Raw genomic sequence first — 26844 nt, forward strand, 5'->3', positions numbered from 1 at the left:
CATGACGCAGTTAACTCGGTTGATCCCAAACGATCGGATCATTCGCCTGCAGGGCGCGATCATCATCGCGGTGGCGCTGCTGTTCGCCGGGCTGCTCGGATCGCGCTTCTTCAGCCTCGGCAACTTCCAGTCGATCGCCTCGCAGCTGCCGATCCTCGGCCTGCTGGCGCTCGGCATGGGCATCACCATGCTGACCGGCGGCATCAACCTGTCGATCATCGCCGGCGCCAACGCCTGTTCGCTGGTGATGGCGGCGATCATCGTCAGCCATCCCGACCAGCCGCTGTTCCTGGCGCTGGCGCTGTTGGCCGGCCTGTTGGTGGCGGTGGCGATCGGCGCGCTGAACGGCGCGCTGGTGGCCTGGATCGGCGTTTCGCCGATCCTCGCCTCGCTCGGCACCATGACGCTGATCACCGGCCTGAACATCCTGCTGTCCAACGGCGCGGTGATCTCCGGCTTCCCGGCGGCGATTCAATTTCTCGGCAATGGCGCGGTGCTCGGCGTGCCGGTGGCGCTGATCCTGTTCCTGCTGGTGGCGGTCGGGCTGTGGCTGCTGCTGGAGCACACCACGCTGGGGCGCAGCCTGTACCTGATCGGCTCCAACGAGCAGGCCACCCGCTTCAGCGGCGTGAACACCGCGCGGGTGCAGATCGCGGTGTATATCCTGTCGGCGCTGCTCGGCTGGGGAGCCGCGCTGCTGATGATGGCCAAGTTCAACTCGGCCAAGGCCGGCTACGGCGAATCTTATCTGCTGGTGACCATTCTGGCCTCGGTGCTGGGCGGCATTAACCCGGACGGCGGTTTCGGCCGTATTCTGGGGCTGGTGCTGGCGCTGATCGTGCTGCAAATGTTGGAAAGCGGCCTCAATTTGCTGGGGGTCAGCAGCTACCTGACCATGGCCCTGTGGGGCGGCGTGCTGATCCTGTTTATCGCGTTACAGAATCGAAAAGCCTGAGGAGAAAATAATGGCGAGCTATTTTATTGGCGTAGATGTGGGCACCGGAAGCGCGCGCGCAGGCGTATTCGATCTTAATGGCCGCATGGTCGGCCAGGCCAGCCGGGCCATCGATCTGTACCGGCCGAAGGCGGATTTCGTCGAGCAGTCGTCGGATAACATCTGGCAGGCGGTGTGCAATGCGGTGCGCGACGCGGTCAACCAGGCCGACATCAATCCGATCCAGGTCAAAGGGCTGGGCTTCGACGCCACCTGTTCGCTGGTGGTGCTGGATAAAGAAGGCAAACCGCTGACCGTCAGCCCCTCCGGCCGCACCGAGCAGAACATCATCGTGTGGATGGATCACCGGGCGATCGCCCAGGCCGAGCGCATCAACGCCACCAAACACCGGGTGCTGGACTTCGTTGGCGGCATCATTTCGCCGGAGATGCAGACGCCGAAACTGCTGTGGCTGAAACAGCACATGCCCACCACCTGGGCCAACGCCGGTTACCTGTTCGATCTGCCGGACTTCCTCACCTGGCGCGCCACCCAGGACGCCACCCGTTCGCTGTGCTCGACGGTGTGCAAGTGGACCTATCTCGGCCACGAACAGCGTTGGGACAAGAGCTACTTCCAGCAGATCGGGCTGGAAGACGTGCTGGAACACGACGCGGCCAAGATCGGCAGCGACGTCAAAATGATGGGCGAGCCGCTGGGCCACGGCCTGACCCAGCGCGCCGCCGCTGAAATGGGACTGATCGCCGGCACTGCGGTGAGCGTATCGATCATCGACGCGCACGCCGGCACCCTCGGCACGCTGGGCGCCACCGGCGTCTCCGGCGAGGTGGCCGACTTCAATCGCCGCGTCGCGCTGATCGGCGGCACCTCCACCGGCCATATGGCGATGTCGCGCACCGCCCGCTTTATCGGCGGCGTCTGGGGGCCGTATTACTCGGCGATCCTGCCGGAATACTGGCTGAACGAAGGCGGCCAGTCCGCCACCGGCGCGCTGATCGACCACGTCATCCAGTCGCATCCGTGCTATCAGGAGCTGCTGGCGCAGGCGAAAACCCAGGGGCAGACCATCTATGAGGTGCTGAACGCCATTCTGCGCCGCATGGCCGGCGAACCGGAGAACATCGCCTTCCTGACGCAGGACATTCATATGCTGCCGTACTTCCACGGCAACCGCTCGCCGCGCGCCAACCCGACGCTGACCGGCATCCTGACCGGGCTGAAGCTGTCGCGCACGCCGGAAGACATGGCGCTGCACTACCTGGCCACCATTCAGGCCATCGCGCTCGGCACCCGCCACATCATCGAAACCATGAACCACAGCGGCTACAGCATCGATACCATCATGGCCAGCGGCGGCGGCACCAAGAACCCGATCTTCGTGCAGGAGCACGCCAACGCCACCGGCTGCGCCATGCTGCTGCCGGAGGAGAGCGAAGCAATGCTGCTGGGCGGCGCGATGATGGGCACCGTGGCGGCCGGCGTATTCGACACCTTGCCGGAGGCGATGAGCGCCATGAGCCGCATCGGCAAGACGGTTACGCCGCAGACCAACCAGATAAAAAGCTACTACGACCGCAAATACCGGGTGTTCCACGAACTGTACAACGACCACATGAAATACCGCCGGCTGATGCAGGAGGAGGCGTGATGCAGCAGGAATGGCGGCAGGCCGTACAGGGCTGGCAAACTTACAGCCGGGAACTGGCGCAGCTGGGCGAACGCCTCGACGCGCACACCTGGCAGCGGCTGCTGGGGCTGCTGGCCGGCTGCCGCGGTAAAATCGCCGTCACCGGCGTCGGCACCTCGGGAATTGCGGCGCGCAAGATAGCCCACATGCTGGCCTGCGTGGAGCGACCGGCGGTCTACCTCGACGCCACCGGCGCGGCGCACGGCGATCTGGGCTTTCTGCGCGCGGACGATCTGCTGATCCTGATCTCGCGCGGCGGCAATTCCGACGAGCTGACCCGTCTGCTGCCGACGCTGCAGACCAAGGGGGTGCCGCTGATCGCGGTGACGGAAAACCCGCACTCCGCCATCGCGCAGGCGGCGCAGCTGACGATCGCCACCGGGGTGCAACAGGAAATAGATCCGCTGAATATGCTGGCCACTACCTCGATCGTGCTGGTGTTGGCGATCTTCGACGCCGCCTGCGCCTGCCTGATGGCGCGCAGCGGTTACGACAAGAGCGCCTTGCTGGCGGTGCATCCGGGCGGCGGCGTGGGGAAAAGTTTGCGAGAGGAAAACTGAGGGCCCGACACGGCGGGCCCGGCAGACATTACAGCGGCATGTAGATATCGAAACGGTGGCTTTTGGTCAGCGTGGCGGCGTGCGCCGGCACGTCGGCCAGCGGCGGCGCGTAATCCGGGCGTTTCACCACCACGCGCTTGGTCGCCAAACGGCGCGCCGGTTCCAGCAGGCCGTCGGCGTCATCGTCGCTGCCCACCAGCGATTGAAACACCCGCATTTCTTTCTTCACCAACGCGCTTTTCTGCTTGTGCGGGAACATCGGATCGAGATACACCACCTCGGGGCGCGGGCTGAGATCCGCCAGCGCCGTCAGGCTGGAGGCGTGCAGCAGCGTCAGACGCTCGCGCAGCCACGGGCCGATTTCCGCATCCTGATAGCCGCGCTGCAGACCGTCGTCCAGCAACGCCGCCACCACCGGATTGCGCTCCAGCATCCGCACCCGGCAGCCCAACGCCGCCAGCACGAAGGCGTCGCGCCCCAGCCCGGCGGTGGCGTCCACCACGTCCGGCAGGTAGCTGCCCTTGATGCCGACCGCCTTGGCTACCGCCTCGCCGCGGCCGCCGCCGAAGCGGCGCCGATGCGCCATGGCGCCGGAGACGAAATCGACGTAGATCCCGCCCAGCTTCGGCTCGTCGCGCTTGCGCAGTTCCAGCCGCTGCGGGGCCAATACCAGCGCCATCGGCGCGTCGTCGTCGGACGTCAGCCGCCAGCGCTGCGCCAAAACAGACAAGGCGCCGGGATCGGCGCCTGCTTCACACAATAAACACACGCTCACGTGTCGGGTTATCCTTTAATGCCGTAATGGCGCAGCATAGCATCCAGCTGCGGCTCGCGGCCACGGAAGCGTTTGAACAGCGCCATCGGCTCTTCCGACCCGCCGCGCGACAGGATGTTGTCGAGGAAGGATTTGCCGGTTTCGGCGTTGAAAATCCCCTCCTCTTCGAAGCGCGAGTAGGCGTCGGCCGACAGCACTTCCGCCCACAGGTAGCTGTAGTAACCCGCCGCGTAGCCGCCGGCGAAGATGTGGCTGAAGGCGTGCGGGAAGCGACCCCAGCTCGGCGAAGGCACCACCGCCACCATTTTCTTGACTTCCGCCAGCGTCGGCAGGATTTGCGCGCCTTTCTCCGGGCTGTATTCGAAGTGCATGCGGAAATCGAACAGACCGAACTCCAGCTGGCGCAGAATGAACAGCGCCGCCTGGTAATTCTTGGCCGCCAGCAGCTTGTCTAGCATGGCCTTCGGCAGCGGCTCGCCGCTCTGGTAGTGGCCGGAGATAAACGCCAGCGCTTCCGGCTCCCAGCACCAGTTTTCCATAAACTGGCTCGGCAGTTCGACCGCATCCCACGGCACCCCGTTGATGCCGGAGACGCCGGCGGTATCGATCTGCGTCAGCATGTGGTGCAGACCGTGGCCGAATTCGTGGAACAGCGTGGTCACTTCGTTATGGGTGAACAGCGCCGGCTGGTCGCCCAGCGGACGGTTGAAATTGCAGGTCAGGTAAGCGACCGGTTTTTGCAGCGTGCCGTCGGCCTTGCGCAGGCTGCCGACGCAGTCGTCCATCCAAGCGCCGCCGCGTTTGTTCTCGCGGGCGTACAGATCGAGGTAGAAGCTGCCGCGCAGCTCGCCGTCGGCGTCGAACAGATCGAAGAAGCGCACGTCCGGATGCCAGGTTTCCACGTCTTTACGCTCTTTGGCGGTGATGCCGTAAATGCGTTTCACCACTTCGAACAGCCCTTCCACCACCCGCTGCTCAGGGAAGTACGGGCGCAGCTGCTCGTCGCTGATGGAGAACAGGTGCTGCTTCTGTTTTTCGCCGTAGTAGGTGATGTCCCAGGCGTCGAGCTCGTCCACGCCATAGTGCTGTTTGGCGAAGGCGCGCAGCTGCGCCAGCTCTTGCTCGGCCTGCGGGCGGGCGCGTTTGGCCAGATCGCTCAGGAAGCCGATCACCTGCTCCGGGCTTTCCGCCATTTTGGTCGCCAGCGACTTGTCGGCGTAGGTGGCGAAGCCCAGCAGCTGAGCCAGCTCGTGGCGCAGCGCCAGCGTTTCCGCCATCACTTCGCTGTTGTCCCATTTGCCGGCGTTCGGCCCCTGATCGGAGGCGCGGGTGGCGAAGGCGCGGTACATCTCTTCACGCAACGCGCGGTTGTCGGCGTAGGTCAGCACCGGCAGGTAGCTCGGCATGTCCAGCGTCAGCAGCCAGCCGTCCTGCTCTTTAGCCTGCGCCATCGCCTGCGCCTGCGCCAGGGCGCTTTCCGGCAGGCCGCTCAGCTCGGCTTCGTCGGTAATCAGTTTGCTCCAGCCCATGGTGGCGTCGAGCACGTTGTTGCTGTAGGTGGAGCCCAGTTCGGACAGGCGCGCAACGATCTCGCCATAGCGCTGCTGTTTGTCCGCCGACAGGCCGATGCCCGACAGTTCGAAGTCGCGCAGCGCGTTGTCCACCGCCTTGCGCTGCGGCACGCTCAGCGCCTCGAAAGCCGCGCCCTCTTTCAGGCTGCGGTAGGCCTGATACAACCCTTCGTGCTGGCCGACCCAGGTGCCGTACTCGGACAGCAGCGGCAGCGCTTGCTCATAGGCGGCGCGCAGCTCCGGGCTGTTTTTCACCGAGTTCAGGTGCCCGATCGGCGACCAGATGCGCGACAGGCGATCGTCCGACTCCGCCAACGGCTGACACAGATTGTCCCAGGTGAACGGGCCCGGCTGCGCGACCACGCGCTCTACCGCAGCGCGGCAGTCCGCCAGCGCGGATTGCACCGCTGGCACGATATCTTCAGGGCGGATCGCCGAGAAAGGCGGCAGGGAAAACGGGGTCAGCAACGGATTTGTCATAGGGCAGTCCTGATTAGCGTTGGGGCCCGCCGCACGGGCGAGCCTTAAAATGCGTATGAATCTCTAACATGGAGCCAGGCAGCAGGAAAATCAATGCCCGGCGTTGATCGTTCGTGCCTTAAATGGCGCTTTGGCGGATGCGGGCAGCCAGCGCCGCCAGCTGTTCGTCGTCGGCGCGCGCCGCATCGTGGGAGGAGATATAGCCCTCGTAACGCGTGAAAAACTTCGGCGAGGTCGCTTCGATCGGCCGCCACTGTTCCAGCGACGCGGTGCCGTGCAGCGGGATCAATTTGGCGTGCACGTGGTCGACGCCGTAGCCCTCGAACACCATGCCGCAGCGGCCGACATCCTCGAACGCGCGATCCAGCTGCCGCGCCACCCGCTTGGTCGCCAGCATCAACGCGCTCAGCACCTCGTCCGGCAGATCAAACGCGTAGCTCGGGTGGTGCGCCTTGGGGATCACCACGCTGAAACCGTCGGTGTTGGGAAAGATGGACAGGAACGCCAAATGGTCGTCGTCTTCCCAGATTTTATGGCACGGCGCCTTGCCCGCCACGATGTCGCAAAAAATGCAGCTCATCTTTTCTCCTTGTGATTCACAGCGTTTCAACCCATTCGAACTCTTCGAACACCAGCCACATGTCCGGCGCAAAGGTGCCCTCGCGGGTGAAGAACGCCTGATGCCCCTGGCGCCAAAACGCCAGGCTTTTGTCGCCTTCACCCTCTTTGGCCGCCATCTCGGCGGTCACCCGATCGTAGCGCACCAGGCGCAGCGCCAGGGTTCTGATCACGCAGGCCGGTTCGCCGCGGCCATCGAGAACGATGCTGTAATCGCCGATCCGCGGGGTTTGTTCCCGACGATAGCTCGCATAGGAACTGCAGGTGGCGGTTTTATCCCCGCTCAGCACCAATCCCAGCAGCTCGTCGGCTAACGCGGGGCCGTCGCCGAACGCCCAGCGCGTCGCGTCGGGGTAATTCGCCAAAATCGCCTGTTTGCTCATCGTCCTGTCCCTTTCTGTTAACGTCTGCGGCAACGGAGTCCGGTTTTTCCCGGCCAGACAGTTTATACTGTGCAGATTATAAGCCTTATTGCATTGAATGCTCCGTCTGCGGAGCACAAGGAACCGCCACCCGTCATGTTAAGTTATCGCCACAGTTTCCACGCCGGCAACCACGCCGACGTGCTCAAGCACACCGTTCAGAGCCTGATCATCGAGTCGCTGAAGGAAAAAGAGAAGCCGTTCCTGTATCTGGATACCCACTCGGGCGCGGGCCGTTATCAGCTCAGCGGCGAACACGCCGAGCGCACCGGCGAATACCTGGAAGGCATCGGCTTGCTGTGGCAGCGCGACGATCTGCCGGAAGAGCTGGCGGCCTACATGAGCGTGGTACACAACTTCAACCGTTCCGGCACGCTGCGCTACTATCCCGGCTCGCCGCTGATCGCCCGCCAGCTGCTGCGCCCGCAGGACAAAATTCACCTGACCGAGCTGCACCCGAGCGACTACCCGCTGCTGCGCAGCGAGTTCCAGAAAGACGAACGCGCCAAAGTGCAGCGCGCCGACGGCTATCAGCAGCTGAAATCCCAGCTGCCGCCCCTGTCGCGCCGCGGCCTGATCCTGATGGACCCGCCGTATGAAATGAAGACCGATTACCAGGACGTGGTCAAAGGCATTCAGGAAGGCTACAAGCGTTTCGCCACCGGTACTTACGCGCTGTGGTACCCGGTGGTGATGCGCCAGCAGATCAAACGCATGCTGCGCGATCTGGAAGCCACCGGCATTCGCCGCATTCTGCAGATCGAACTGGCGGTGAAACCCGACAGCGATCAGCGCGGCATGACCGCCTCCGGCATGATCGTCATCAACCCGCCGTGGAAGCTGGAGCAGCAGATGAAAAACGTGCTGCCGTGGCTGCACAAGGTGCTGGTGCCGTCGGGCATCGGCCACCATCTGGTGAACTGGGTGGTACCGGAATAATCCCCGGCAGGGCGCGGTTCGCCGCGCCCTGCGTCCACCTATCGCAGCCATCGACGCAATCTTTGCGACAAACCCCGGTCAGGCGTTAAACTCTTACCCTCTTCAAATTCACAACTCATGGAAATCCCAGATGACGAAACATTACGATTATCTAGCAATTGGCGGCGGCAGCGGCGGTATCGCATCGATCAACCGGGCAGCCATGTACGGCCAAAAGTGTGCGCTGATTGAAGCCAAAGAGCTGGGCGGCACCTGTGTAAACGTGGGTTGTGTACCGAAAAAAGTCATGTGGCACGCGGCGCAGATCGCCGAGGCCATCCATCAGTACGGCCCGGACTACGGCTTCGACACCACCGTCAACGCCTTCGACTGGAAAAAGCTGGTCGCCAACCGCACCGCCTATATCGACCGCATCCACAATTCCTACGACAACGTGCTGGGCAAGAACAAGGTCGACGTGATCAAAGGCTTCGCGCGCTTCGTGGATGCGCACACCGTGGAAGTGAACGGCGAAACCATCACCGCCGACCACATCCTGATCGCCACCGGCGGCCGCCCGAGCCATCCGGATATTCCGGGCGCGGAATACGGCATCGACTCCGACGGCTTCTTTGAGCTGGACGCCATGCCGAAACGCGTCGCCGTCGTCGGCGCCGGCTATATCGCCGTAGAGATCGCCGGCGTGCTGAACGCGCTGGGCGCGGAAACGCATCTGTTCGTGCGCAAGCACGCGCCGCTGCGCACCTTCGATCCGATGATCGTCGACACCCTGGTGGAAGTGATGAACACCGAAGGACCAAGCCTGCACACCGAATCCGTGCCGAAAGCGATCGTCAAGAACGCCGACGGCAGCCTGACGCTGCAGCTGGAAAACGGCAAGGCATTCACCGTCGACTGCCTGATTTGGGCCATCGGCCGCGAACCGGCGACCGACAACCTGAACCTCGGCGTCACCGGGGTGAAAACCAACGAACAAGGCTACATCGACGTCGATAAGTTCCAGAACACCAACGTCAAAGGCATCTATGCGGTGGGCGACAACACCGGCGCGGTAGAGCTGACCCCGGTCGCCGTGGCCGCCGGCCGCCGCCTGTCCGAGCGCCTGTTCAACAACAAGCCGGACGAACACCTGGATTACAGCAACATCGCCACCGTGGTGTTCAGCCACCCGCCGATCGGCACCGTCGGTCTGACCGAGCCGGAAGCCATCGAGAAGTTCGGCGCGGACAACGTGAAGGTGTACAAATCCTCCTTCACCGCCATGTACAGCGCCGTGACGCAGCACCGTCAGCCGTGCCGCATGAAGCTGGTGTGCGCAGGTAAAGAAGAGAAGATCGTCGGCCTGCACGGCATCGGCTTCGGCATGGATGAAATCCTGCAGGGCTTCGCGGTGGCGGTGAAGATGGGCGCCACCAAGAAGGACTTCGACAACACCGTGGCGATCCACCCGACCGCGGCGGAAGAGTTCGTCACCATGCGCTGAGGCGCAACCTCGCCGGGTTCCGGCGCGTAACAGGCCAGGCGCGAAAGCGTCTGGCTTTTTTTATTTATCTCGCTCGCCTCACGGCGCCCGGCGGTAATGATCGCGAAGAAACACCGGCAAATCGTTCGCCGGTGAAGCAAAGGGCACCTGATAGAGCATATCGCCGACAAAACCGCGATGATAGGTAGCGTGGTTGACGACATGCAGCACGATTTCCTGCCGCGTCATGCGGCCTTCCCCCCCGCCGACGAACGCGAAATGCACCACCTGCGCCAGCGCCTCCGGCGACCAGCTGTCCACCTGTTCGATATACCAGCGATCCATTTCCTCCACCGCGCACCGCAAGTCGTCAAGCGCAGGCGTTTGCTCGGTGTTGCGCGCGAGGTAGCCATGCTTGCGGCCTTGCAGATGGTGCCTGAAGATATCGTCCACCACATACACATGATTCAAGGTATGCACCATATTGCCGAAACGGGTCGGGCGCGGCCGCAGCGCTTCGCCTTCCGGCAAGGCCGCCACACAGTCAAAGGTCAAGGCGTTCGCCCAGGCTTTGTAACGCACCAGCATTTTCAAGGTATCGATGGCCGTTGCAGACATACTGCTCACTCCTTATCGGATGAAAATCGATATTCAGCTCAGCCGCACGCGGTGCGGCGGCGCGTTCTACGCCGTGCCAATCCCTTGCAGCCGCCCTTCGACCTGAGTGCGCGTATCGCCGCCCACCCAAATCCGGCCGCTCGCGTCGCGGGTGACATGCACGCGTCCGTTGCGCCCACGGCAGCGCCCCTGAGCGGCGATATAGCCGCCGCTGACCACGCCGCTTGCGAACAACCACTGGGCCAGGGAGGCATTGAGGCTGCCGGTGACCGGATCTTCGACGATAGCGCCAAGATGATCGCTCAAAAAGGCGCGAACTTCGAAGGCTGCGTCACCATCGGCATGTGGACCGACGACGCCAATGTCGACCCTGCGCGGCCAGCTTCTCGCCGGCGTCAGGGAAAGCACCCGTTCGGCGCTGGCCAGCCGGATCCCCAGCCACCCCGGACCGTTATCGATCCAGGCGGCATCGAGCGCCTCCTCAGGCGCGATCCCCAAAAACCGCAGCGCGTCGGCCAACGCCGCTTCTGAAGGCGCCCCGGAGCGAATCAACGGCGGCGCGGCAAAACACAGCCTTCCGGCCTCGCGGCGAATGCTCACCAAGCCCGCCCCGCACTCCTGGATGATCTCCGCATCATTGCGCGGCATACCCTCCGCAGTGAGCCAGGCATGACAACTGCCGAGCGTCGGGTGCCCGGCAAACGGCATTTCACGATCCAGCGTGAATATCCGCACCCGGTAATCCGCCTGGGGGTGCGTCGGCGGCAGCAAAAAGGCCGTCTCCGACAGGTTGAACCAACGCGTCAAACGCTGCATGTCCTCCGTCGACAACGTTTCGGCACCCGTGATCACCGCCAACGGATTGCCGGCGAGCGGCCCGGCGCCAAAGACATCCACCATCTGCATGCCAAAAACCATCGCTTCTCTCCTCAGGTTAACGCCGGGCGTTCATTACCCCCGCGATATCAACAGCTCCAGGCCCGCCAAAGCGAACAGCAGCGCAAGCGTTCCTTCAATCCAGCGCCTCACCCGGGTGTAAAACGCGATCATCGGCGCCGTTGAGAACAACAGGGCATACCCCCCGAAAATCGTCACGCCGAGCAGCGCGCAACCGCCAATAATTGCCGGTAAAACCTGCTCAGGCGCGCCTTGCCGCAATCCCAGCGACATGATCGCCATCCAGGACATGATGGCCTTGGGATTGCCGAGATGCATCAGCACGCCCTGCCGATAAAGCGCCCGATAAGGCCGCGCATCGCGCTCCGCGGCCATGCCCGACGTCGCGGCGGACGTGCGTAACGCGGACTTTCCGGCGCGCAGCGCCAGATACAGCATATACACGCCGCCAACGATCTTGATGGTCCACAGCGCCTGCGCATACGTGGCCAACACGGCGGAAAGGCCGGTCGCGGCCAACATCGCCCAGCACAGCGATCCGGTCATCACGCCGGCGGCCAGCACCAATGCGGGCCTGCGGCCGTCACGCATCGCCACGCCCATGATCGCCATGTTGCTAGGGCCGGGGCTGGCGGTTGCGAGGAGATAGGCGCCGTAAACCAACGCAAGCTGACTGACCATCATGGAAAAACTCCGCTGACCCGCCTTACGGCCGAGCCGTTGTTGAAAACGCCGGGACTCCTCACCAACATAGTATGTGTTACACTTTTCGCCTATTTAAATAGTGTCACGTGACACTATATTCTTTCTCCGGAGAGCGACCATGCGGCTTCAATCCCCCTGGCAACCCCGCCTGGCCAACGTGGAAGCCACTACCGTCGAACGGCTGGTGCTGGCGTTGGCTGACGACATTATCGAGGGCAAGCTGCAAGGGGGCGATCGTTTGCCGGCTCACCGTCCCCTCGCCTGGCAATTGGCGATCGGTCTGGGCACGGTGACCAAAGCCTACGCCATCCTGGAACGACGCGGGCTGGTTCGCAGCGTGAAAGGCCGCGGGATGTTCGTGGCGATTCGCCGCGCCCGTGAAAAACGCGAAATCGATCTTTCATCCAATGCGCCGCCGGCGATGCTTACCGATCGTTTGCTGGCGCGCACGCTGGCCGGCATTGCGCGGAAAATGGATGCGGACCATCTGAACTTCTATTCCCCTCCGACCGGGCATCTGGAGCACCGGCGTTTGTTGGCCCGCTGGCTGGAAAACGTCGGCGTCACGATCGATCCGTCGCACCTGGCGCTGACCAGCAATGCCCGTCAGGCGATTTCGCTGGCGTTTGACCTGGCCTGCGGGTCACGCGGCACGATACTGACGGAGAGACTCACCTACCCCGGCGCGATCGCGCTGGCCCGACGTAAAGGCCATCGCCTGATCGGCGTGGAGATCGATGCGCAAGGCATGGTGCCGCAGGCGCTGGCGAGCGCGCTCGAGCGAGTCTCCTCCGGCCATACCGCGGTCTATCTGACGCCGACGCTGCATAACCCGACGACCGCCACCATGAGCGCCGAGCGCAGGCAGGCTATCGTCGAGATATGTCGGCAGGCGAATGTCTGGATCATCGAGGATGGCGTCTACGCGCTGGGTCACTCTGCGGCGCCTGCGCTCGCGGCTTTGGCGCCCGAGCGGGCGTTCCATGTCAATGGCCTGTCGAAAACGCTCGGCCCGGGGTTGCGGATCGGCATGCTGACTCTGCCGCCCGGCATGCAAACTGCGGCGGAAGAAGCCTTGCAAGATATTCCTTTCGCGCCTTCGCCACTGTCTTGCGCGGTGGTGGAGGAGTGGCTGTCCAGCGGCGCAATCGAGACGATACCGCAAGCGTTGCGCCATGAGGCTCAGCGAAGAGTGCATCTGGCCACCTCGATATTTGATGCCGACGACTGCGTATCGCATCCCGACGCTTATCATGTCTGGCTGCCGATGCCGCGCGAAACCGCCGAGTCTGTGGCCGCCGCCGCCGCATTGGTCAACGTAAAGGTGACGCCGCCGGACACCGTGATGGTGGCCCGCGACGAACGTGCGACGGGCATTCGCCTGTGCCTGGGTTCCCCCTCGCCGGACGAGCTAACGGCAGGCCTGACGCAGCTGGCACAGCTGTTGAAAGAGCATCGGAACGGCTGACAAACGGAAGAGAAAGGTTACGCGCACGGGCCGACCGGCTCAGGGCTGTTCTTTTTGTGCGGTTTACTATTCCCTTCGCACCCGCCTGCTTTTTCTGCCATTATTCTGCCTGATAAATTAGCGGGACTGATACAACCTCCCCGCGCCTCTGGAGAACACCGATGCTGTTCAAACTATGCAAAACCCTTGCGATGGCCTGCGTGGCCCTGATTATCGCCCAGAGCAGCGCGCTCAGCTTTACCCTGGAAGTGGCGGGCAAGATCGACAACGTGACCGACCCGGTCAAAAAAAGCTATCTGTTCACCGATAAGCAGCTGTTGGCGATGCCGGTGCGCAGCATCACCACCTCCACTTCCTGGACGCCGCAGAGAAAATTTGAAGGGATTTCGGTGGCCGATATCCTGGAGCGCGTCGGCGCCAAGGGCGAGACGCTGACTTTCTACGCGCTGAACGATTATTACATCGACGTGCCGCTGTCCGACGTCAAGAAATACAACATGATCCTGGCCTACAGGATGGACGGGGAAATGCTGAAGCTCAGAAACTTCGGCCCGCTGTTCCTGGTTTACCCGCGCGACGCCGCCGGGCCTGAACTGAACTCGCCGTTGTACAATTCACGCTTTATCTGGCAAGTCGACAGGATCGTGATCAAATGAAGCTGACGACCTTTAAGAACGGCAGCAGGCTGGCGATCCCGGCCATCTTTGCCGCGCTGTTTTTAGTGGCTTCGACCGTCACGCTCTATTACTACAGCGCCACCCTGTCGAAAAAAGGGCTGTATGCCATCGCCGGCACGCAGGAGAATTACTCCTGGTCTATCGCCAAGTTCTCCATCAAGCTGGCGGAGTTCGACACGCTGGTCGAGCAGCAAAGCCATGCCGCGCAGGTGGACAGCGACAATCTGCGGCTGCGGTTCGAAATCCTCTATTCGCGCTTTTACGTGCTGGAAACCGTCTCCGAATCCACGCAACCGCTGTACGCCGAGCCGGGCTACCCGGAAGTGGTCAAGCAGATGCGCCTGCAGATGGATCGCATCGATAAACTGCTGGATAACCCAAAAATCGACTTCAGCCAGGTTTTCGCGGCCATGAAGGCCATCAAGCCTTACGCCATCGAAATGGCCAACCTGACCGACCACGCCGAGGTGAAGCAGCGCACCGCAGCCTATGAGGATTACATCGAGAAACGGCACATTATTTTCTATGGGCTGGTGATCGTCATGTTCTCGGTGATCGCGCTGATCGCCATCACCCTGATCGTGTTCCGCCAGCAGCGGCTGACCATTCGCCAGCAGGCCAAAGCCATTGAGGCGGAGAAAGCGACGCGCACCAAAAACGCCTTCCTCGGCGCCATCGGCCACGAGCTGCGCACCTCATTGCAGAGCGTGATGTCGGCCATCGACGTGCTGGTGAACACCCGAGTGTCGGCGGAGCATGCGGACACTTTCCAGCGGCTGGAGACCGCCGCGCAGCAAATCGAAAGCCAGATGAAGGATCTGACCGACTACGCGCACCTCGACAGCGGCATGATGGAATTGCGCATCGTGCCGTTCGACGCGCAGAAGCTGATCGCGGAAACCGCCAACGAAATCGCCACCCTGACCCGCAAAGAGCAGGTCAAACTGAGCTGCGAAGTGGAGTGCAGCCACCTGTTGGTGCACTCCGATCCGCTGCGCATCCGGCAGATTATCGTCAACCTGCTGACCAACGCCTACAAATACACCGAAAGCGGCAGCATTACGCTGCACAGCTGCCTGCGCCGCCAGCCGGGCGGCAATTCGTTGATCATCGAAGTGACCGACACCGGCATCGGTATTGAAAAAGACCAGCTCGATCAGATATTCAAACCCTTTACCCAGTTGGATCAGTCGCATACCAAACAGTATGCCGGCGTGGGGATGGGGCTGGCGATCGTGCACGGCCTGGTGACGCTGCTCAACGGCACCATCACGGTATACAGCGAAATCAAGAAAGGCAGCACCTTTATCGTCAGCATTCCGGTGCAGATCAGTGAAGAAGAGCGCGCCGACGAGCCCGCCGCCGCCAATGCCCCCCTGCAGCAAAAGCCGCAGCAGGTGCTGGTGGTGGATGACAACAAGTCGGTGGGTGACGCCTTTGCGGCGCTGCTGGACAAGCTGGGCTACCAGCACGAACTGTGCGACTCGCCGGAGCGCGCGTTGCAGAAACTGCTCAGACGCCCTTACGACGCGCTGTTGCTGGATCTGCAGATGCCGGGCATCGACGGCGCCGCCCTGGCCAGGCAGCTGCGCAATCGTCGCGGCCCCAACCGCCATGTGCCAATCATCGGCATCAGCGCCTATACGCCGGAGCAGCTGACGGCGGATCAGCGCGCCCTGTTCGATAACTACCTGATGAAACCGGTTCGGCTGGATGCGCTGTCGAGCGCGCTGGCCGAGGTGTTCCCCGCTAAAGATTAAAACAGCGTTGCAGTGCGGCTTCGATCACATGGAGCCGCACCGGTTTTTCATAAGGACCGAGCACATCGTACTCGCGCATCGCCTGAGCGATCTCCGACTCGCGTCGGTCGGTGCCCAGTTCGCCGGTCAGCACCAGTACCGGCGCGTCCGGGTTGTCGGAGGCGCGGATGGTGGCGATACAGCGATCCGCCGTTTCCTCACCGATCAGCCAGTCCACCACGTAACCGTCGAACAGGCTTTGCTGCAGCGCTTGGCAGAAGCTGTCGACATCGTAAAACGCCACTGCGTTGAAACCGCAGCCGCCGAGGTACTTGGCCAGCTCATCGGCCGCCTGATGCGAATCGTCCAATACCGCGATACTCAACCGCTCGTCATCGCCGTAACCGGGCCGAATTTCTATCAGTTCGACGCCGTAACGCGGGCCTGCCGGCGCCTCATCGGCGCGATAGATATGCCATTGCCCCTCCACGCGCAGCGCCACAAATTCCGCCGGCCGCCCGGCAGGAAGTTCGTCGCCAATGTGCCCGACGCAGGGCATCGCCACCCCCGCCACGAAAAAGATGGCATCACGCGCCATGTTTGGCTCGGTCGTCTCATGTTCGGCGCTCAAATCGGCGATCGCCGCCGGCGTTTCTCCCAACGCGGCCGCGACGCTGTTGATCTGTTCCAGCGTCCAGGGGCTTTGCCCTTTCAATTTGCGGTGCGCATGTGAAAAACTCAGATCCAAGATGCGGCTGAGTTCGCGGGCATGCTGACGTTTTCCAATCCCGTAATGTAAAAACAGCTCCCTGACCCGATTGGCAATCGACTGTGAATCGAATTTTTGATGATTGTTATCCATTTGTTCCTTCGATTTTTTTTACTGATTTATCAGTCGTTTTGATTATTTCTGCTGAAAAAGCCACACCTAAAACTAGCATCCCATGCAATTATGCGTTAAAAACGTTGCTTGACATACCATGTTGTATCGTCAAACATGGTATCAAAAGAGACATACAGCAATACACTATAAAAAATAACACCAGCACGATTTTTAATAATAACCATAGTAACACCAGGGAAAATTTGTTCCGTTGCCGCTACTGAGACGATGCTCACATCGCTTGGACTGCATAAGCAAAACGGGGCTTGAGCCTTTAGCGCTAATCTGTTTTACCCACTTTTAAGCCGGGATCCGTCAGGGTCCCGGTTTTTTATTGCCCTGGTGCCGCGCCATCATACGGACTCACCCCGCAGCCGCAAATAAAAACGGAGCCGGCATGCCGGCTCCGTTGACCCTGTAATGACCGCTTGGCTTAGAAACGCCAGGTGAAACCGGCGTTGACGCTGTTGTCCTGATGGTTCTGCGACAGCAGCCCGCCGTAGCCCAGCGACAGCGAGGCGTTCTCGTTCACCGCCACTTCCGCACCCGCCTTCAGCACCATCCCGTCGCGCGACACCGGCACGCTATCCACCACGAACGGCGCGTTGCCGCCGTTGAACCGCAGCCCGGTGCCACGCTCCAGCCCGCCGTACTGGTGTTGCCACCCCAGCTCGCTGCGCAGCGCCACCGTCGTGCCCGGGCTCACCTGCCACTCAGTGTCCGCGCGCAGTCCCAGCGTCGACACCGTCGCGTCGGTGTGCTGCTTGTCGCCGCGCAGCGCCGCTGCGCCGCCGCTTTCCGCGATGCCGTTGTTTTCGAAGTTCACGTACGCCAGGTTGACGAACGGCTCCAGGTTCAGCCACTCGCCCTTCACGCTGTAGCCCGCTTCCGCGAACAGCTGCTCGGTGCGCGCGCTGTACTTCGCCGTGTCGCGGTCCGACTGCATCCCGTAGTTCACCGACCGCTTGGTGTCGATGCGGTGCCAGGTGTAGCCCGCCCCGCCCCGCAGCGCCAGCGCCCCGAACTGCTTGTCGCCGTACGCCGCCAGGTGGTAGTTGTCGCTGTCCGCCTTCGACCCGTACCCGCCGTGCAGCGAGGTGCGGGTGTAGCCGGTCGCCACCCCCAGCCGCCAGTCGGCCGCCGCCGCCGAGTCCAGCCCCACCAGCACCCCGTAGGTCGAGGCCTGATAGCCGGTGGCGTTGGCGTCGCCCGACGCATGGTCCCACGCTCCCAGCAACTGCGCCCAGGCGCCGTCCTCGTCCGCCTTGATGGCCGACGAGCTCGCCAGCCCTTCCGCCTGACGCAGACGCCCGTTCAACGCCTCACGCAGGTAGCGGCTGTCGTTCACCAGCGCCGACGCGATGTCCGCATGGATTTGCCCCGACAGCTGACGGAACGCCTGCCGCGCCTCGCCCGCCGTGCCGCTGTTGAGCAGGCTCTCGTACACCGGGTTGCCCGCCGCCAGCGCATCCGCCGCCGCCGCCACCGCCCGTTCGTTCGGCGTCTGCGCCACGCTGGCGAAGCTCGTGCCGTTACGCCCGACGCTCAGCGTTACCCCGGTCGGCTGGTAGCTCAGCCCGGTGCCGAGGAACAGGTAGTTCGGCGCCACCGCGTCAAACTGTCCGCTGACCCCCTGCTGCGCGCTCAGGATGGTGTACTGCTGGCCCAGCAGGCTGCGCACCTCGCTTTGCGTCAGCAGGTTGCTGCTGTTCTCCAGCGTGACCGCCACCTCGCCGCCGCCGATCGTCGCCGCTCCGCCGCTCTGGATCCGATCGCTCTGGCCGTTCGACCCCACTTCCACCGCATAGCGCGAACCCGGCTCGAAGCTGACGTCGCCGGCCACGTTCAGGGTGCCGATCGAGTTGCCCGGCGCCACGGTGCCGCCGCGGCGGGCGGTCAGCGAACCGACCGTGCCGCTGCCGCCGACGATGCCGCCGCTCTGCACGCTGACGGCCGAGGTGACCGAGCCGTTGATCGCCAGCCGCCCCTGATTGACCAGCGTCGGGCCGGAATAGGTGTTGTTACCGGTCAGCACCAACGTGCCGATGCCCTGTTTGGTCAGGCCGCCATGGCCGGAGATGTCGTTGCTCCAGAAATCCAGGCCGCACAACACATCGCTGCAGACGCGCTCGGTCGGTTTGCCCTTGTCCAGCACCGCGCCGACGCCCGGCAGATCCACTACAAACTGGGTCGGGCCGTAGGCCACGCCCGTCGGATCCGGAATGCGGAATTCTTCGGGAATATCCTCGGCGGTCACCAACATGCCCGGGCCGTTGATGGCCTTGCCCAGGTTGATCATCCCCCAGCCGTAGAGCGCGTCGATGCCCGGCGCGCCCATGTCGGTGGCGGTGGTTTTCAGCACTTCCGCCACCTGCGCGCCATTCAGATACGGGAAACGCTCCATCAGCACGGCAACGCTGCCGGCCACGTGCGGCGCCGCCATCGAAGTGCCGCTGTATTTGGCGTAACCGGTCGTCAGATTCTCCACGCTGGTGCCTTCGATTATCGAGCTGTATACCCGGGTGCCCGGCGCCGAGACGCAGAGGCTGGCGGTGTAACCGCAGCGAGAAGAGAAGGTGCTGATGCTGTAATCGCCGGTATTGGTCGGATCCTGCAGGCTGGCGACCGAGAGCCAGTTCGGCGCAATGTCCGGCACAAAATAAGCCAGACCGGCCATGGCATCGGGGTTATTCAGATTGCCGTCGTTACCGGCGGCGAAGATGGTGACCACGCCGCTGCGGGCCGCGTCGATCGCGCCCTGATAGGCGCCGCCGGGCTTGGTGCCGAGGATCTGTTTGATCTGATCGAACTGCTTTTGCGCATCGTTTACTGTGAAATGCGGATAAGCCGGGTCATAACCGCCCTCATCAAACTTTTCGGTGATGCCGATGCCCCAGCTGTTGTTGATGATGCGCGCGCCGCTGGCCACCAGCGCATCCCAACCGGCCTGGTACACCGCGCCGTCGTTGCCGAGGATGATGCCGTCCTCCGGGCCGGGATCGCCGTTTTCCGCGCTGATGATCTGCGCGTTGAACGCCACGCCGTGCATGGCGCCGCCGTCTCGGCTGCCGGCGGCGATGCCGCCCACGTGGGTGCCGTGCGAACCGAGCGTGCCATCGGAATCCACGCTCGGCGTGCCGTCATAGCGGAAAGCGTCGCCTTTTTTCACCGGAATATAGGGGTCGGTATATTCGCGGATGCCTTCGGTAACCAGATTGATCACCTTATTCTCACCGGCGAACTCCGGGTGCTTGGCGTAGACTGGCTGATCGAAAATGCCAAGTTTGATGCCTTTTCCGGTATAACCGGCGGCGTAGGCCTGGTCGGCGTGGATCGCCCCCAGCCCCCATTCCGCATTAAACTCACTGCTGCGCCAGCTGGCCGGATCGCCCGCTTTGCCGTTCTCTATATAGCTGGAGGCCTGCGCCCCGCCAATCGCCGTCAGGCAGATCAGCATCGCGCTCCATTGTGCGCGATGAACTCCGATTTCAGGCCAGCCGAAGGCCGCCCGAGCGGATTTGACTCCTCTAAGTTTCTTCTCCATCCCAGATACCGTCCGTTGTTGTTTGCAAATGTTTTATAAGATTTTTTGTGTAACAGTTTGGTAACACCAAATAAATAAAGCACAACAATCTCAAGTGCGCTTAATGTGTCATCCGGCAGCTCAACGGGAGGAGAGAATGTTTCAGGGGTGAATCAGGCCAGTGCCGATAAGAAATGACAATGACGTTTGCCGGTATCAAAATGGCGATAACACGTGAAGGGATAAATTATAATTTGCTGATAAATAAAAATATAACCTAGGGAGACATAAAGGATGCGGCCGCCTGAAAAGTGCTTAACAGGCGTCTTTTATCACTTTTAATTATAAATTTTGCCAATATTCACTCAGTGAATTATGCTGGTTTTTCACTCGGTCATCGGCAAAAATTGGATTATCCTGCTGATGTTTTTTTGCAGTTCGTCGCGTCCTCTTCCGCCTGACGCAGAATGGCTTTGGCCATCCATTGCGTGACGTCCTGAATGCTCTCAAGCTCCAGCCCCCAGATATCTTTCAGCACCAGGAACACCTCCGAGCCGTAAATCAGCGAGAAAGCATGAATCACTCTCTGCAGAGAGTCCGGCGGCAGTTTGCCCTGCAGCGGTTCCACCGCCAGCGCCAACAGACGCTTGCGGTTGCCGCGCACGAATTTCTCGCCCGGCGTCGCGTGCGCCCACTGTTGCAAAGAGAGTTGCAGCGCCGCGCGCAATGCTCCCTCGTGCCGCTCCATCTGAGGATAGGCGAAAGTCAGCAACTGCCGGATGCGTTTCAGGGCGTCATCGTCTTGCGGGCGCCATTCCAGAATAGGCCCCAGGCTTTCCGCCACCACGGCGCTAATCAGCGCACTCTGGGTCGGAAAATAGCGGTAGGCCGTCGCACGCGATACCTGCGCATGCGCCGCCAGTTCGGTGATCGAAGGAAACGCCCCTTCGTCATACAGCGTCATCGCGCTGGCCAGCAACAAACGGTAGGTTTTTGCCCGGGTGGAAGTCAGTGAAGGATCAAACGGGGTGGGAAAGGCATCTATCGGCACATAAACCTCATGCATCTGCACACGCTTGCGCAACAGAGGATGCGCCTCTGTCGACTGGCTGCCGGCAAAGCGCCGGCCACGTTGAAAAGCTCAAAAATGAGACAGGAGTCCCATTTTGCACTGAGCTGCCCTTGCAAAAATGATACTGCCGTCTCATTATATAAATACATTAATCAATTTAATTTAAACGCCAACACCAGGGCACCCTATAAAAATATAATAAAATGATTTTTAAATAAAAATTATAAACACCCCAGGAAAATACATGAAAGACACTTCAAATTTTGTCTATATTGCTACCACAGCAGATACGAAAGGACAAGAGCTGGAGTATGTACGGCGGCTGATCGCTGCCCTGAATTTACCCACGCGAACCGTCGATCTTTCCACTCGTCGCTTGCCGTTTGACTCCCCGGCCGATATCGGTCCAGAGGACGTCGCACGCCACCATCCGGCAGGCGCCGACGCGGTCTTCTGCGCCAGTCGCGGCCAGGCGATCGCCGCCATGGCGACCGCTTTCGAACGTTTTATCCTGACGCGCCGCGATATCGCCGCCTTGCTTGGCCTGGGCGGTTCCGGCGGCACCGCCATCATCACGCCGGCCATGCAGCAGCTGCCGATCGGCCTGCCGAAAGTGATGGTCTCGAGCATGGCGGCGGGAGACGTTTCCGCCTATGTCGGCGCCAGCGATATCAACATGCTGTATTCGGTCACCGATCTCGCCGGCCTGAATCGCATCTCGCGACGGGTGCTGGGCAACGCGGCGCGCCAGATAGCCGGCGCAGTGCACTTCGCCGCCGTCGACTATCACGACAACAATCCCGCGATCGGCCTGACGACGTTTGGCGTCACCACGCCCTGCATTCAGGCGTTGGTTGCCGAGCTGGGATCGCAATGGGATTGCCTGACGTTTCATGCGACCGGCAGCGGCGGCAGATCGTTGGAAAAACTGATCGATAACCGCCAACTGCACGGCGCCATCGATTTGACCACGACCGAAGTGGCCGATTACCTGTTTGGCGGCATGCTGCCCTGCAATGCGGATCGTTTCGGTGCCATCGCGCGTACCGGCATCCCGTGCGTGCTCTCCTGCGGCGCGATAGACATGATCAACTTCAGCGCGCCGAATACGATGCCGGCTCGCTATGCCAACCGTCTTCGTCACCATCACAACCCGCAAGTGACGCTGGTGCGCACCAGCGCGCGAGAGAATGCGTTAATGGGGCGTTGGATGGGCGAAAAAATCAACGCCTGCGCGGGCGAAGTGCGTTTCGTTATCCCGGCGGGCGGCGTATCGGCTTTGGATGCGCCCGGCCAACCGTTCTGGGATCCGGCGGCGCTGGCCGCCTTTATGCAAGCGCTGGAAGAAACGGTGCACGCCACCGGCAAACGCCGGTTGATAAAAACGCCTTATCATATTAACGACCCGCGCTTTGCGCAGGCCGTTGCCGAACAGTTTCGGCACATTGTCGGCGGAGAATGATGATCACCCACGGCAAAGCCTGCCGGTGATAACGCCAAATAGAAAAAGGGCCAGACAAATAGTCTGGCCCTTTATTATTTACCGCGAGCGAATATTACTGACCGGCGGGGGTTTGTTCTTTCATTTTATTCATGTGGTCCATCATCTTTTGCTCGCGTTTCTGATAATTCTCATTGTATTGTTTTTTCTGCTCGGGCGTCAGCAGGTTATACATTTTATTTTCCGCTTTGGCGCGTGCCAGCATGCGTTCGGATTGCGCTTTACCGATCGCGTCAATTTGCGCCTTCGCCTTCGCTTCGTCAAAGCTGTCGGAAGCGACCAGATTGTGCAGCGCCTGGCGCTCCTCTTTCATGCCCGGCCCGCGCTTCTGGTGCGACTCTTTCATGATATCGCGCATCTGCTGGCGCTGCTGCTCGGTCAGGTTCAGCCCGGCGAACGGGCCGCCTTTGCCTTCACCCTTGTGATGCATCATTTTCATCGGCGCCGCATCCGCCGCCGGAGCCGTCGCCGTATCGGCGGCGAACGCCGCGGAAGCAGAACCCAGAGCCAGCGTGGAAGCAATAAATAAAGCCGTCAATTTACGCATAATCATTTCCTTAAAAATTTTCTTCATCAGGAGCGCTGTACGTTAACAGGCTCATTCGTTGTCGGAGATAATAATAGGCTGATAAATTTCAAGTAATGCGAGGGTGTGTAAACTTTTTAAAACCCGTCTCGGATTTATTCACCAATTATGAGAAAACTATGAAGATGGCGTTTATTTGATGGAAATTTTAATTTCTCGGCAAAAATCCCCCCGGTGGAGTTATTTTTCCGCTTTCCCCTCATCGCTATAATTTACTCACCTGCATGGCAACCTTGCATCAACCGTTTTCCGATAGCAGGGGAAATCAGTAAGCATCACACGATCCGATGTTCTCCTACACTTTAAGACAAGCAGCGCCGGGCGACGTTTACACCGCAAAACTAATCATTGCTTATATAATAGTTTCCATCACCCGCCCCGCCTGTGAAAACCTGTTATATGATGCACAGATGCGTACGGCGATCGCTTTCGGGCCAACAGGCTGCCCGGAGCTGTGCCGCCCGCCCGCCCGTGCTCTTTTGAGGAATCGTCATGCCCGCAGACCAAGGCCCAGAGCTTCTTAGCGCTCACTTCGGCACCCAAAGCCCCCACTGGCGGCTGGCGTTTGACAGCAATGCCCTGGAGCTGTCCGCCGTTAAGGGCAAAGCTCATATCGCGGTGGCGCTCAGCGCCATGGAAGCGGCGAAAATCCGCCGTCTGACCGGCGTGACCGCCAGCCTTGATCTGACCATTACGCTGGCCGGTGAACCGCTGCATCTGCATCTGGTCGGGCGCCGCGTCAACAACCTCGAATGGGCGGGCACCGCTTCCGCCTTCAGCGACACCCAATCGGTGGCGCGCGACCTGGTGCACGGCCTCTCCTTCGCCGAGCAGGTGGTGTCCGAAGCCAACTCGGTGATCGTGATCGTCGATCAGCACGGCCGCATCCAGCGCTTCAACCGACTGAGCGAGGAGTACACCGGACTGCACGAACACGAGGTGATCGGCAAAAACGTTTTCCAGCTGTTTATGAGCCCGGAAGAAGCCGCCGCTTCGCGGCGCAACATCGCCGGCTTCTTCCGCAACGGTTCGTCCTATGAGGTGGAACGCTGGGTGAAGACGGTCAAGGGCGAACGGCTGTTCCTGTTCCGCAACAAATTCGTGCACAGCGGCAGCGGCAAAAACGAAGTCTTTCTGATCTGTTCCGGTACCGACATCACCGAAGAACGCCGCGCGCAAGAGCGGCTACGGGTGCTGGCCAACACCGATCTCATCACCGGCCTGCCGAACCGCAACGCCATCCAGGACAAGATCAATCACGCCATCGCCACGCGCGGCGAAGAGAGTTTCGGCCTGGTGTACCTCGATCTCGACAACTTCAAAAAGGTCAACGACGCCTACGGCCATATGTTCGGCGATCGGCTGCTGGTCGAGGTCGCGCTGGCGATCCTCGGCTGCCTGAGCCCGGATCAAGTGCTCGCCCGCCTCGGCGGCGACGAATTCTTGGTGCTGGCGCCGCAAAGCGATCGCGAGCGCCTGCAAACGCTGGCGCAGCGCATTATCGACAGGCTGAAGACCCCTTTTCGCATCGGTCTGATTGAGGTGTATACCGGCTGTTCGATCGGCATCGCGCTGTGCCCGGAGCACGGCAACGATCTCGACAGCCTGATCCGCAGCGCCGATACCGCCATGTACGTCGCCAAGGAGCACGGAAAACGCACCTATACCGTCTTCTCGCCGGAGATGAACAAACGCGTCGCCGAATACATGTGGCTGGACACCAATCTGCGCAAAGGGTTGGAACAAAATCAGCTGGTGCTGTATTACCAGCCTAAAATCGACGCGCACAGCGGCGAAGTGCACAGCGTGGAAGCGCTGGTGCGCTGGGATTCGCCGGAGCGCGGCCTGATCCCGCCGCTGCAGTTCATCTCCTATGCCGAGGAGTCCGGCCTGATCGGCCCGTTGGGCCAATGGGTGCTGCAAACCGCCGCCGGGCAGGCGGCGCAATGGCAAGAGCAGGGATTGAATCTGCGGGTGGCGGTCAACCTCTCTGCCCGTCAGCTGGCCGACGACGGCATCGTCAACGACCTGCTCGGGGTGCTGCACCGTCACCGCATGGCCCCCTGTCTGCTGGACTTCGAGTTGACCGAAAGCAGCCTGATTGAAGACGAGAACCGCGCGCGCGCGCTGATCACCCGGCTGCGCGAACTGGGCGCGCAGGTGCATCTCGACGACTTTGGCACCGGCTATTCGTCGCTGGCGCAGCTGGCACGCATTCCTCTGGACGCCATCAAGCTGGATAAAAGCTTCGTGCGCGGGGTGAATTTCAATCCGGTATCGCAATCGCTGGTACGCGCGATCGTCGCGGCGGCGGAGGCGTTGGCCTTCCGCGTGATCGCCGAAGGGGTGGAGACCGAGAGCGAAAACCACTTCCTCGACGAGGTCGGCGTGGACGAAAAACAGGGCTTTCTGTTCGCGCGGCCAATGCTCCCGGAACAGCTGGAGCATTGGCTGCAGTCCTATCGCCCGCGCTCACCCTCCGCATGAGGCGGGCGCGTTAACGTTAGCCGGCACGACGCAGGTTCAGGGTATGGCGATCCTGTAACATCACCAGCCGCTCGATGTAGGCACGGTCTTTTTCCTCAATGGTAAAGGCCGAGTGCACCCAATCTTCGGTAATGTCCATCAGCTCGGAACGCGTCAGCTGCAACACGCGCTGACGCGCCCGCAGCATGGCGCGCATGCCGTTGAGCTTCGGCCGGATGGTATCGATGAAGGTGCGCGTCGCCAGGTAGGCGTCGCCGGGCTGGAACAGCTGGTCTACCAGCCCGCGGCTCTCGAACCACTCTGCGGTGTGCGACTCGCCGCCCCAAATCAGCTCCTCGGCCAAGCGCATGCCCGCCTTGCGCGCCACCAGCGAGTAACCGCCCATACCGGGAAACAGGTTGAACGCAATCTCCGGGAACCCCATGCGCGCATTGTTTTGCGCCAATACGAAATGGTGCGCCAGCGCCGCTTCAAAACCGCCGCCCAGCGCACTGCCTTCAACCATCGCAATGCTGATCGCGCCGGTGTCGAAACCGCGTGCCGCCGCATGCACGCAGTCGATGCAGGCGCGCGCGTAGGCCATCATCGCCTCGCGCTTGCGGTTTTTGATCGCTTCGGCGAAGAACTGCAGATCGCCGCCGACGTTGAACATGTTCGGCACCAGCGAGCCGGTGACCCAGAAGTCGAACCGCAGCGAAGACTCCTTCGCCGCCTGCGCCAGCGTCATGATGTCTTCAATCAACGCCTGGTTGAAGCAGGGGCGCGGCGCGGCGCGCAGCAGCATCCACATGATGTGCCGCCCCTCTTCATAGTAGGCGGAGATCTGCGACAGATTGCCCGCTTCGGTAAACGGACGACAGGTGGGGTGATTAAGCAATTTCATAAGACCTTCCAGTTTTTCTGTTGATGACGGATGAGACCGTTCCAGCCCCTACGGCTGCAGCGGAGCGGCGAGCGGCAAAGCGCGACGCCACATCATGAGTAAACGCTTTCTCGTCGACGAAACAGATAAAAATTGGAGGTAGAGAAGTGAAAAAAACCGAGGCGCCACGGGGTTTTCATAGGAATTTTACCTATCGCGCCATCCCCGGCATTTCATGCCGGGCGCTAACGCGTTAAGCTCGCAAATTGACCGTTTGCCGCCCCGGCGCTCAAAACGCCGCAGGGCTTTGGCTATAATCAACGCTGATACATGCCGTTTAACGTTAAGGAAATCGTG

Annotated in this window: 22 protein-coding genes; 10 read left to right on the top strand and 12 right to left on the bottom strand. The window is 61.4% G+C overall.

Translation table 11 applies throughout. From position 1 onward, the window contains the following. Window position 1 precedes the first annotated feature (1 nt). Genes ACJ8PL_RS24235 through ACJ8PL_RS24245 form a run of 3 tightly spaced genes read left to right on the top strand, consistent with a single transcriptional unit; the run spans window position 2 to window position 3202 of the window. Entirely contained in the window at window positions 2–955 is a 954-nt protein-coding gene (locus ACJ8PL_RS24235) for an ABC transporter permease (protein WP_016930441.1), read from the top strand. 10 nt (window positions 956–965) lie between these two features. After that, window positions 966–2603 (top strand): FGGY-family carbohydrate kinase, encoded by a 1638-nt coding sequence (locus ACJ8PL_RS24240; protein WP_016930442.1) that lies wholly within the window; start codon window positions 966–968, stop codon window positions 2601–2603. Then, on the top strand, window positions 2603–3202 hold the full coding sequence (locus ACJ8PL_RS24245) for a KpsF/GutQ family sugar-phosphate isomerase (RefSeq protein ID WP_016930443.1): 600 nt from the start codon (window positions 2603–2605) through the stop codon (window positions 3200–3202). The genes ACJ8PL_RS24240 and ACJ8PL_RS24245 overlap by 1 nt, the downstream gene beginning before the upstream one ends. Before the next feature lie 28 nt (window positions 3203–3230). On the opposite strand, the gene rsmJ is transcribed toward ACJ8PL_RS24245, so the two are convergent. The 4 genes from rsmJ to ACJ8PL_RS24265 form a co-directional block, all read right to left on the bottom strand. Continuing rightward, window positions 3231–3977, bottom strand: a complete 747-nt coding sequence (rsmJ, locus tag ACJ8PL_RS24250) for a 16S rRNA (guanine(1516)-N(2))-methyltransferase RsmJ (protein ID WP_442531435.1) — start codon at window positions 3975–3977, stop codon at window positions 3231–3233. Window positions 3978–3985: 8 nt separating this feature from the next. Continuing rightward, entirely contained in the window at window positions 3986–6028 is a 2043-nt protein-coding gene (prlC, locus tag ACJ8PL_RS24255) for an oligopeptidase A (RefSeq protein WP_016930445.1), read from the bottom strand. A 118-nt stretch (window positions 6029–6146) separates the two neighbouring features. Continuing rightward, on the bottom strand, window positions 6147–6608 hold the full coding sequence (locus ACJ8PL_RS24260; RefSeq protein ID WP_049300429.1) for an HIT family protein: 462 nt from the start codon (window positions 6606–6608) through the stop codon (window positions 6147–6149). Window positions 6609–6624: 16 nt separating this feature from the next. Beyond that, the gene (locus ACJ8PL_RS24265; protein ID WP_079450483.1) at window positions 6625–7029 is read right to left on the bottom strand and encodes an ASCH domain-containing protein; all 405 of its coding nucleotides are present in this window, start codon (window positions 7027–7029) and stop codon (window positions 6625–6627) included. Between the two features lie 135 nt (window positions 7030–7164). Here ACJ8PL_RS24265 and ACJ8PL_RS24270 point away from each other — a divergent pair, with 135 nt between their 5' ends. Next, on the top strand, window positions 7165–8007 hold the full coding sequence (locus ACJ8PL_RS24270) for a 23S rRNA (adenine(2030)-N(6))-methyltransferase RlmJ (protein ID WP_004931012.1): 843 nt from the start codon (window positions 7165–7167) through the stop codon (window positions 8005–8007). A gap of 130 nt (window positions 8008–8137) precedes the next feature. Next, a complete protein-coding gene (gene gorA, locus ACJ8PL_RS24275) occupies window positions 8138–9490 on the top strand; it encodes a glutathione-disulfide reductase (protein WP_442531436.1) in 1353 nt (450 codons plus the stop codon). A gap of 78 nt (window positions 9491–9568) precedes the next feature. Here gorA and ACJ8PL_RS24280 read toward each other — a convergent pair whose 3' ends face one another. The 3 genes from ACJ8PL_RS24280 to ACJ8PL_RS24290 all read right to left on the bottom strand — a co-directional run bounded on the left by ACJ8PL_RS24280 (window position 9569) and on the right by ACJ8PL_RS24290 (window position 11668). Next, window positions 9569–10087, bottom strand: a complete 519-nt coding sequence (locus ACJ8PL_RS24280; RefSeq protein ID WP_110147503.1) for a DinB family protein — start codon at window positions 10085–10087, stop codon at window positions 9569–9571. A 66-nt stretch (window positions 10088–10153) separates the two neighbouring features. Then, complete coding sequence (locus ACJ8PL_RS24285) at window positions 10154–11005, bottom strand: PhzF family phenazine biosynthesis protein (RefSeq protein ID WP_079450481.1); 852 nt, start codon at window positions 11003–11005, stop codon at window positions 10154–10156. 33 nt (window positions 11006–11038) lie between these two features. Continuing rightward, complete coding sequence (locus ACJ8PL_RS24290; protein WP_016930451.1) at window positions 11039–11668, bottom strand: LysE family translocator; 630 nt, start codon at window positions 11666–11668, stop codon at window positions 11039–11041. A gap of 139 nt (window positions 11669–11807) precedes the next feature. On the opposite strand from ACJ8PL_RS24290, the gene ACJ8PL_RS24295 reads away from it, so the two are divergent. The 3 genes from ACJ8PL_RS24295 (at window position 11808) to ACJ8PL_RS24305 (ending at window position 15594) form a co-directional block, all read left to right on the top strand. Further along, window positions 11808–13157 carry an aminotransferase-like domain-containing protein gene (locus tag ACJ8PL_RS24295; RefSeq protein WP_116404077.1) on the top strand — a complete coding sequence of 450 codons (1350 nt, stop codon included), beginning with the start codon at window positions 11808–11810 and terminating at the stop codon, window positions 13155–13157. A 161-nt stretch (window positions 13158–13318) separates the two neighbouring features. Beyond that, window positions 13319–13813, top strand: a complete 495-nt coding sequence (locus tag ACJ8PL_RS24300; protein ID WP_004931017.1) for a molybdopterin-dependent oxidoreductase — start codon at window positions 13319–13321, stop codon at window positions 13811–13813. Continuing rightward, window positions 13810–15594, top strand: coding sequence for an ATP-binding response regulator (locus tag ACJ8PL_RS24305; RefSeq protein ID WP_016930453.1), 1785 nt, complete (start codon window positions 13810–13812; stop codon window positions 15592–15594). Before ACJ8PL_RS24300 ends, ACJ8PL_RS24305 begins: the two co-directional genes overlap by 4 nt. On the opposite strand, the gene ACJ8PL_RS24310 is transcribed toward ACJ8PL_RS24305, so the two are convergent. From ACJ8PL_RS24310 to ACJ8PL_RS24320, 3 genes are all read right to left on the bottom strand, one after another. Further along, window positions 15584–16435: a helix-turn-helix domain-containing protein gene (locus ACJ8PL_RS24310; protein WP_016930454.1), complete on the bottom strand. Its 852-nt coding sequence runs from the start codon at window positions 16433–16435 to the stop codon at window positions 15584–15586. The two genes, ACJ8PL_RS24305 and ACJ8PL_RS24310, sit on opposite strands and share 11 nt — an antisense overlap. Window positions 16436–16889: 454 nt before the next feature. Continuing rightward, complete coding sequence (locus ACJ8PL_RS24315; protein WP_442531437.1) at window positions 16890–19913, bottom strand: autotransporter outer membrane beta-barrel domain-containing protein; 3024 nt, start codon at window positions 19911–19913, stop codon at window positions 16890–16892. Between the two features lie 478 nt (window positions 19914–20391). Next, window positions 20392–21045 carry a TetR/AcrR family transcriptional regulator gene (locus tag ACJ8PL_RS24320; protein WP_042706136.1) on the bottom strand — a complete coding sequence of 218 codons (654 nt, stop codon included), beginning with the start codon at window positions 21043–21045 and terminating at the stop codon, window positions 20392–20394. A gap of 250 nt (window positions 21046–21295) precedes the next feature. On the opposite strand from ACJ8PL_RS24320, the gene ACJ8PL_RS24325 reads away from it, so the two are divergent. Further along, window positions 21296–22513, top strand: coding sequence for a Tm-1-like ATP-binding domain-containing protein (locus tag ACJ8PL_RS24325; protein ID WP_442531438.1), 1218 nt, complete (start codon window positions 21296–21298; stop codon window positions 22511–22513). Between the two features lie 94 nt (window positions 22514–22607). Here the strand turns inward: ACJ8PL_RS24325 and spy are convergent, their stop codons facing one another. Then, window positions 22608–23099 (bottom strand): ATP-independent periplasmic protein-refolding chaperone Spy, encoded by a 492-nt coding sequence (gene spy, locus ACJ8PL_RS24330; protein ID WP_442531439.1) that lies wholly within the window; start codon window positions 23097–23099, stop codon window positions 22608–22610. Window positions 23100–23630: 531 nt separating this feature from the next. On the opposite strand from spy, the gene pdeR reads away from it, so the two are divergent. Next, window positions 23631–25625, top strand: coding sequence for a cyclic di-GMP phosphodiesterase (gene pdeR / locus ACJ8PL_RS24335; protein ID WP_016930460.1), 1995 nt, complete (start codon window positions 23631–23633; stop codon window positions 25623–25625). A gap of 16 nt (window positions 25626–25641) precedes the next feature. On the opposite strand, the gene ACJ8PL_RS24340 is transcribed toward pdeR, so the two are convergent. Further along, complete coding sequence (locus ACJ8PL_RS24340) at window positions 25642–26508, bottom strand: crotonase/enoyl-CoA hydratase family protein (protein ID WP_016930461.1); 867 nt, start codon at window positions 26506–26508, stop codon at window positions 25642–25644. Window positions 26509–26844 lie beyond the last annotated feature (336 nt).

The organism is Serratia sp. CY83965 (assembly GCF_052166375.1).
Classification (GTDB): Bacteria; Pseudomonadota; Gammaproteobacteria; order Enterobacterales; family Enterobacteriaceae; genus Serratia; species Serratia marcescens.

Coding starts and splice junctions, on each gene's coding strand:
- ACJ8PL_RS24290 (WP_016930451.1), bottom strand. CDS start 11,668: ATGATGGTCAGTCAGCTTGCGTTGGTTTACGGCGCCTATCTCCTCGCA.
- ACJ8PL_RS24320 (WP_042706136.1), bottom strand. CDS start 21,045: ATGCATGAGGTTTATGTGCCGATAGATGCCTTTCCCACCCCGTTTGAT.
- ACJ8PL_RS24245 (WP_016930443.1), top strand. CDS start 2,603: ATGCAGCAGGAATGGCGGCAGGCCGTACAGGGCTGGCAAACTTACAGC.
- ACJ8PL_RS24340 (WP_016930461.1), bottom strand. CDS start 26,508: ATGAAATTGCTTAATCACCCCACCTGTCGTCCGTTTACCGAAGCGGGC.
- ACJ8PL_RS24305 (WP_016930453.1), top strand. CDS start 13,810: ATGAAGCTGACGACCTTTAAGAACGGCAGCAGGCTGGCGATCCCGGCC.
- ACJ8PL_RS24285 (WP_079450481.1), bottom strand. CDS start 11,005: ATGGTTTTTGGCATGCAGATGGTGGATGTCTTTGGCGCCGGGCCGCTC.
- ACJ8PL_RS24310 (WP_016930454.1), bottom strand. CDS start 16,435: ATGGATAACAATCATCAAAAATTCGATTCACAGTCGATTGCCAATCGG.
- ACJ8PL_RS24235 (WP_016930441.1), top strand. CDS start 2: ATGACGCAGTTAACTCGGTTGATCCCAAACGATCGGATCATTCGCCTG.
- gorA (WP_442531436.1), top strand. CDS start 8,138: ATGACGAAACATTACGATTATCTAGCAATTGGCGGCGGCAGCGGCGGT.
- ACJ8PL_RS24260 (WP_049300429.1), bottom strand. CDS start 6,608: ATGAGCTGCATTTTTTGCGACATCGTGGCGGGCAAGGCGCCGTGCCAT.
- ACJ8PL_RS24270 (WP_004931012.1), top strand. CDS start 7,165: ATGTTAAGTTATCGCCACAGTTTCCACGCCGGCAACCACGCCGACGTG.
- ACJ8PL_RS24280 (WP_110147503.1), bottom strand. CDS start 10,087: ATGTCTGCAACGGCCATCGATACCTTGAAAATGCTGGTGCGTTACAAA.
- ACJ8PL_RS24265 (WP_079450483.1), bottom strand. CDS start 7,029: ATGAGCAAACAGGCGATTTTGGCGAATTACCCCGACGCGACGCGCTGG.
- ACJ8PL_RS24325 (WP_442531438.1), top strand. CDS start 21,296: ATGAAAGACACTTCAAATTTTGTCTATATTGCTACCACAGCAGATACG.
- ACJ8PL_RS24300 (WP_004931017.1), top strand. CDS start 13,319: ATGCTGTTCAAACTATGCAAAACCCTTGCGATGGCCTGCGTGGCCCTG.
- prlC (WP_016930445.1), bottom strand. CDS start 6,028: ATGACAAATCCGTTGCTGACCCCGTTTTCCCTGCCGCCTTTCTCGGCG.
- spy (WP_442531439.1), bottom strand. CDS start 23,099: ATGCGTAAATTGACGGCTTTATTTATTGCTTCCACGCTGGCTCTGGGT.
- ACJ8PL_RS24240 (WP_016930442.1), top strand. CDS start 966: ATGGCGAGCTATTTTATTGGCGTAGATGTGGGCACCGGAAGCGCGCGC.
- ACJ8PL_RS24295 (WP_116404077.1), top strand. CDS start 11,808: ATGCGGCTTCAATCCCCCTGGCAACCCCGCCTGGCCAACGTGGAAGCC.
- pdeR (WP_016930460.1), top strand. CDS start 23,631: ATGCCCGCAGACCAAGGCCCAGAGCTTCTTAGCGCTCACTTCGGCACC.
- ACJ8PL_RS24315 (WP_442531437.1), bottom strand. CDS start 19,913: ATGCTGATCTGCCTGACGGCGATTGGCGGGGCGCAGGCCTCCAGCTAT.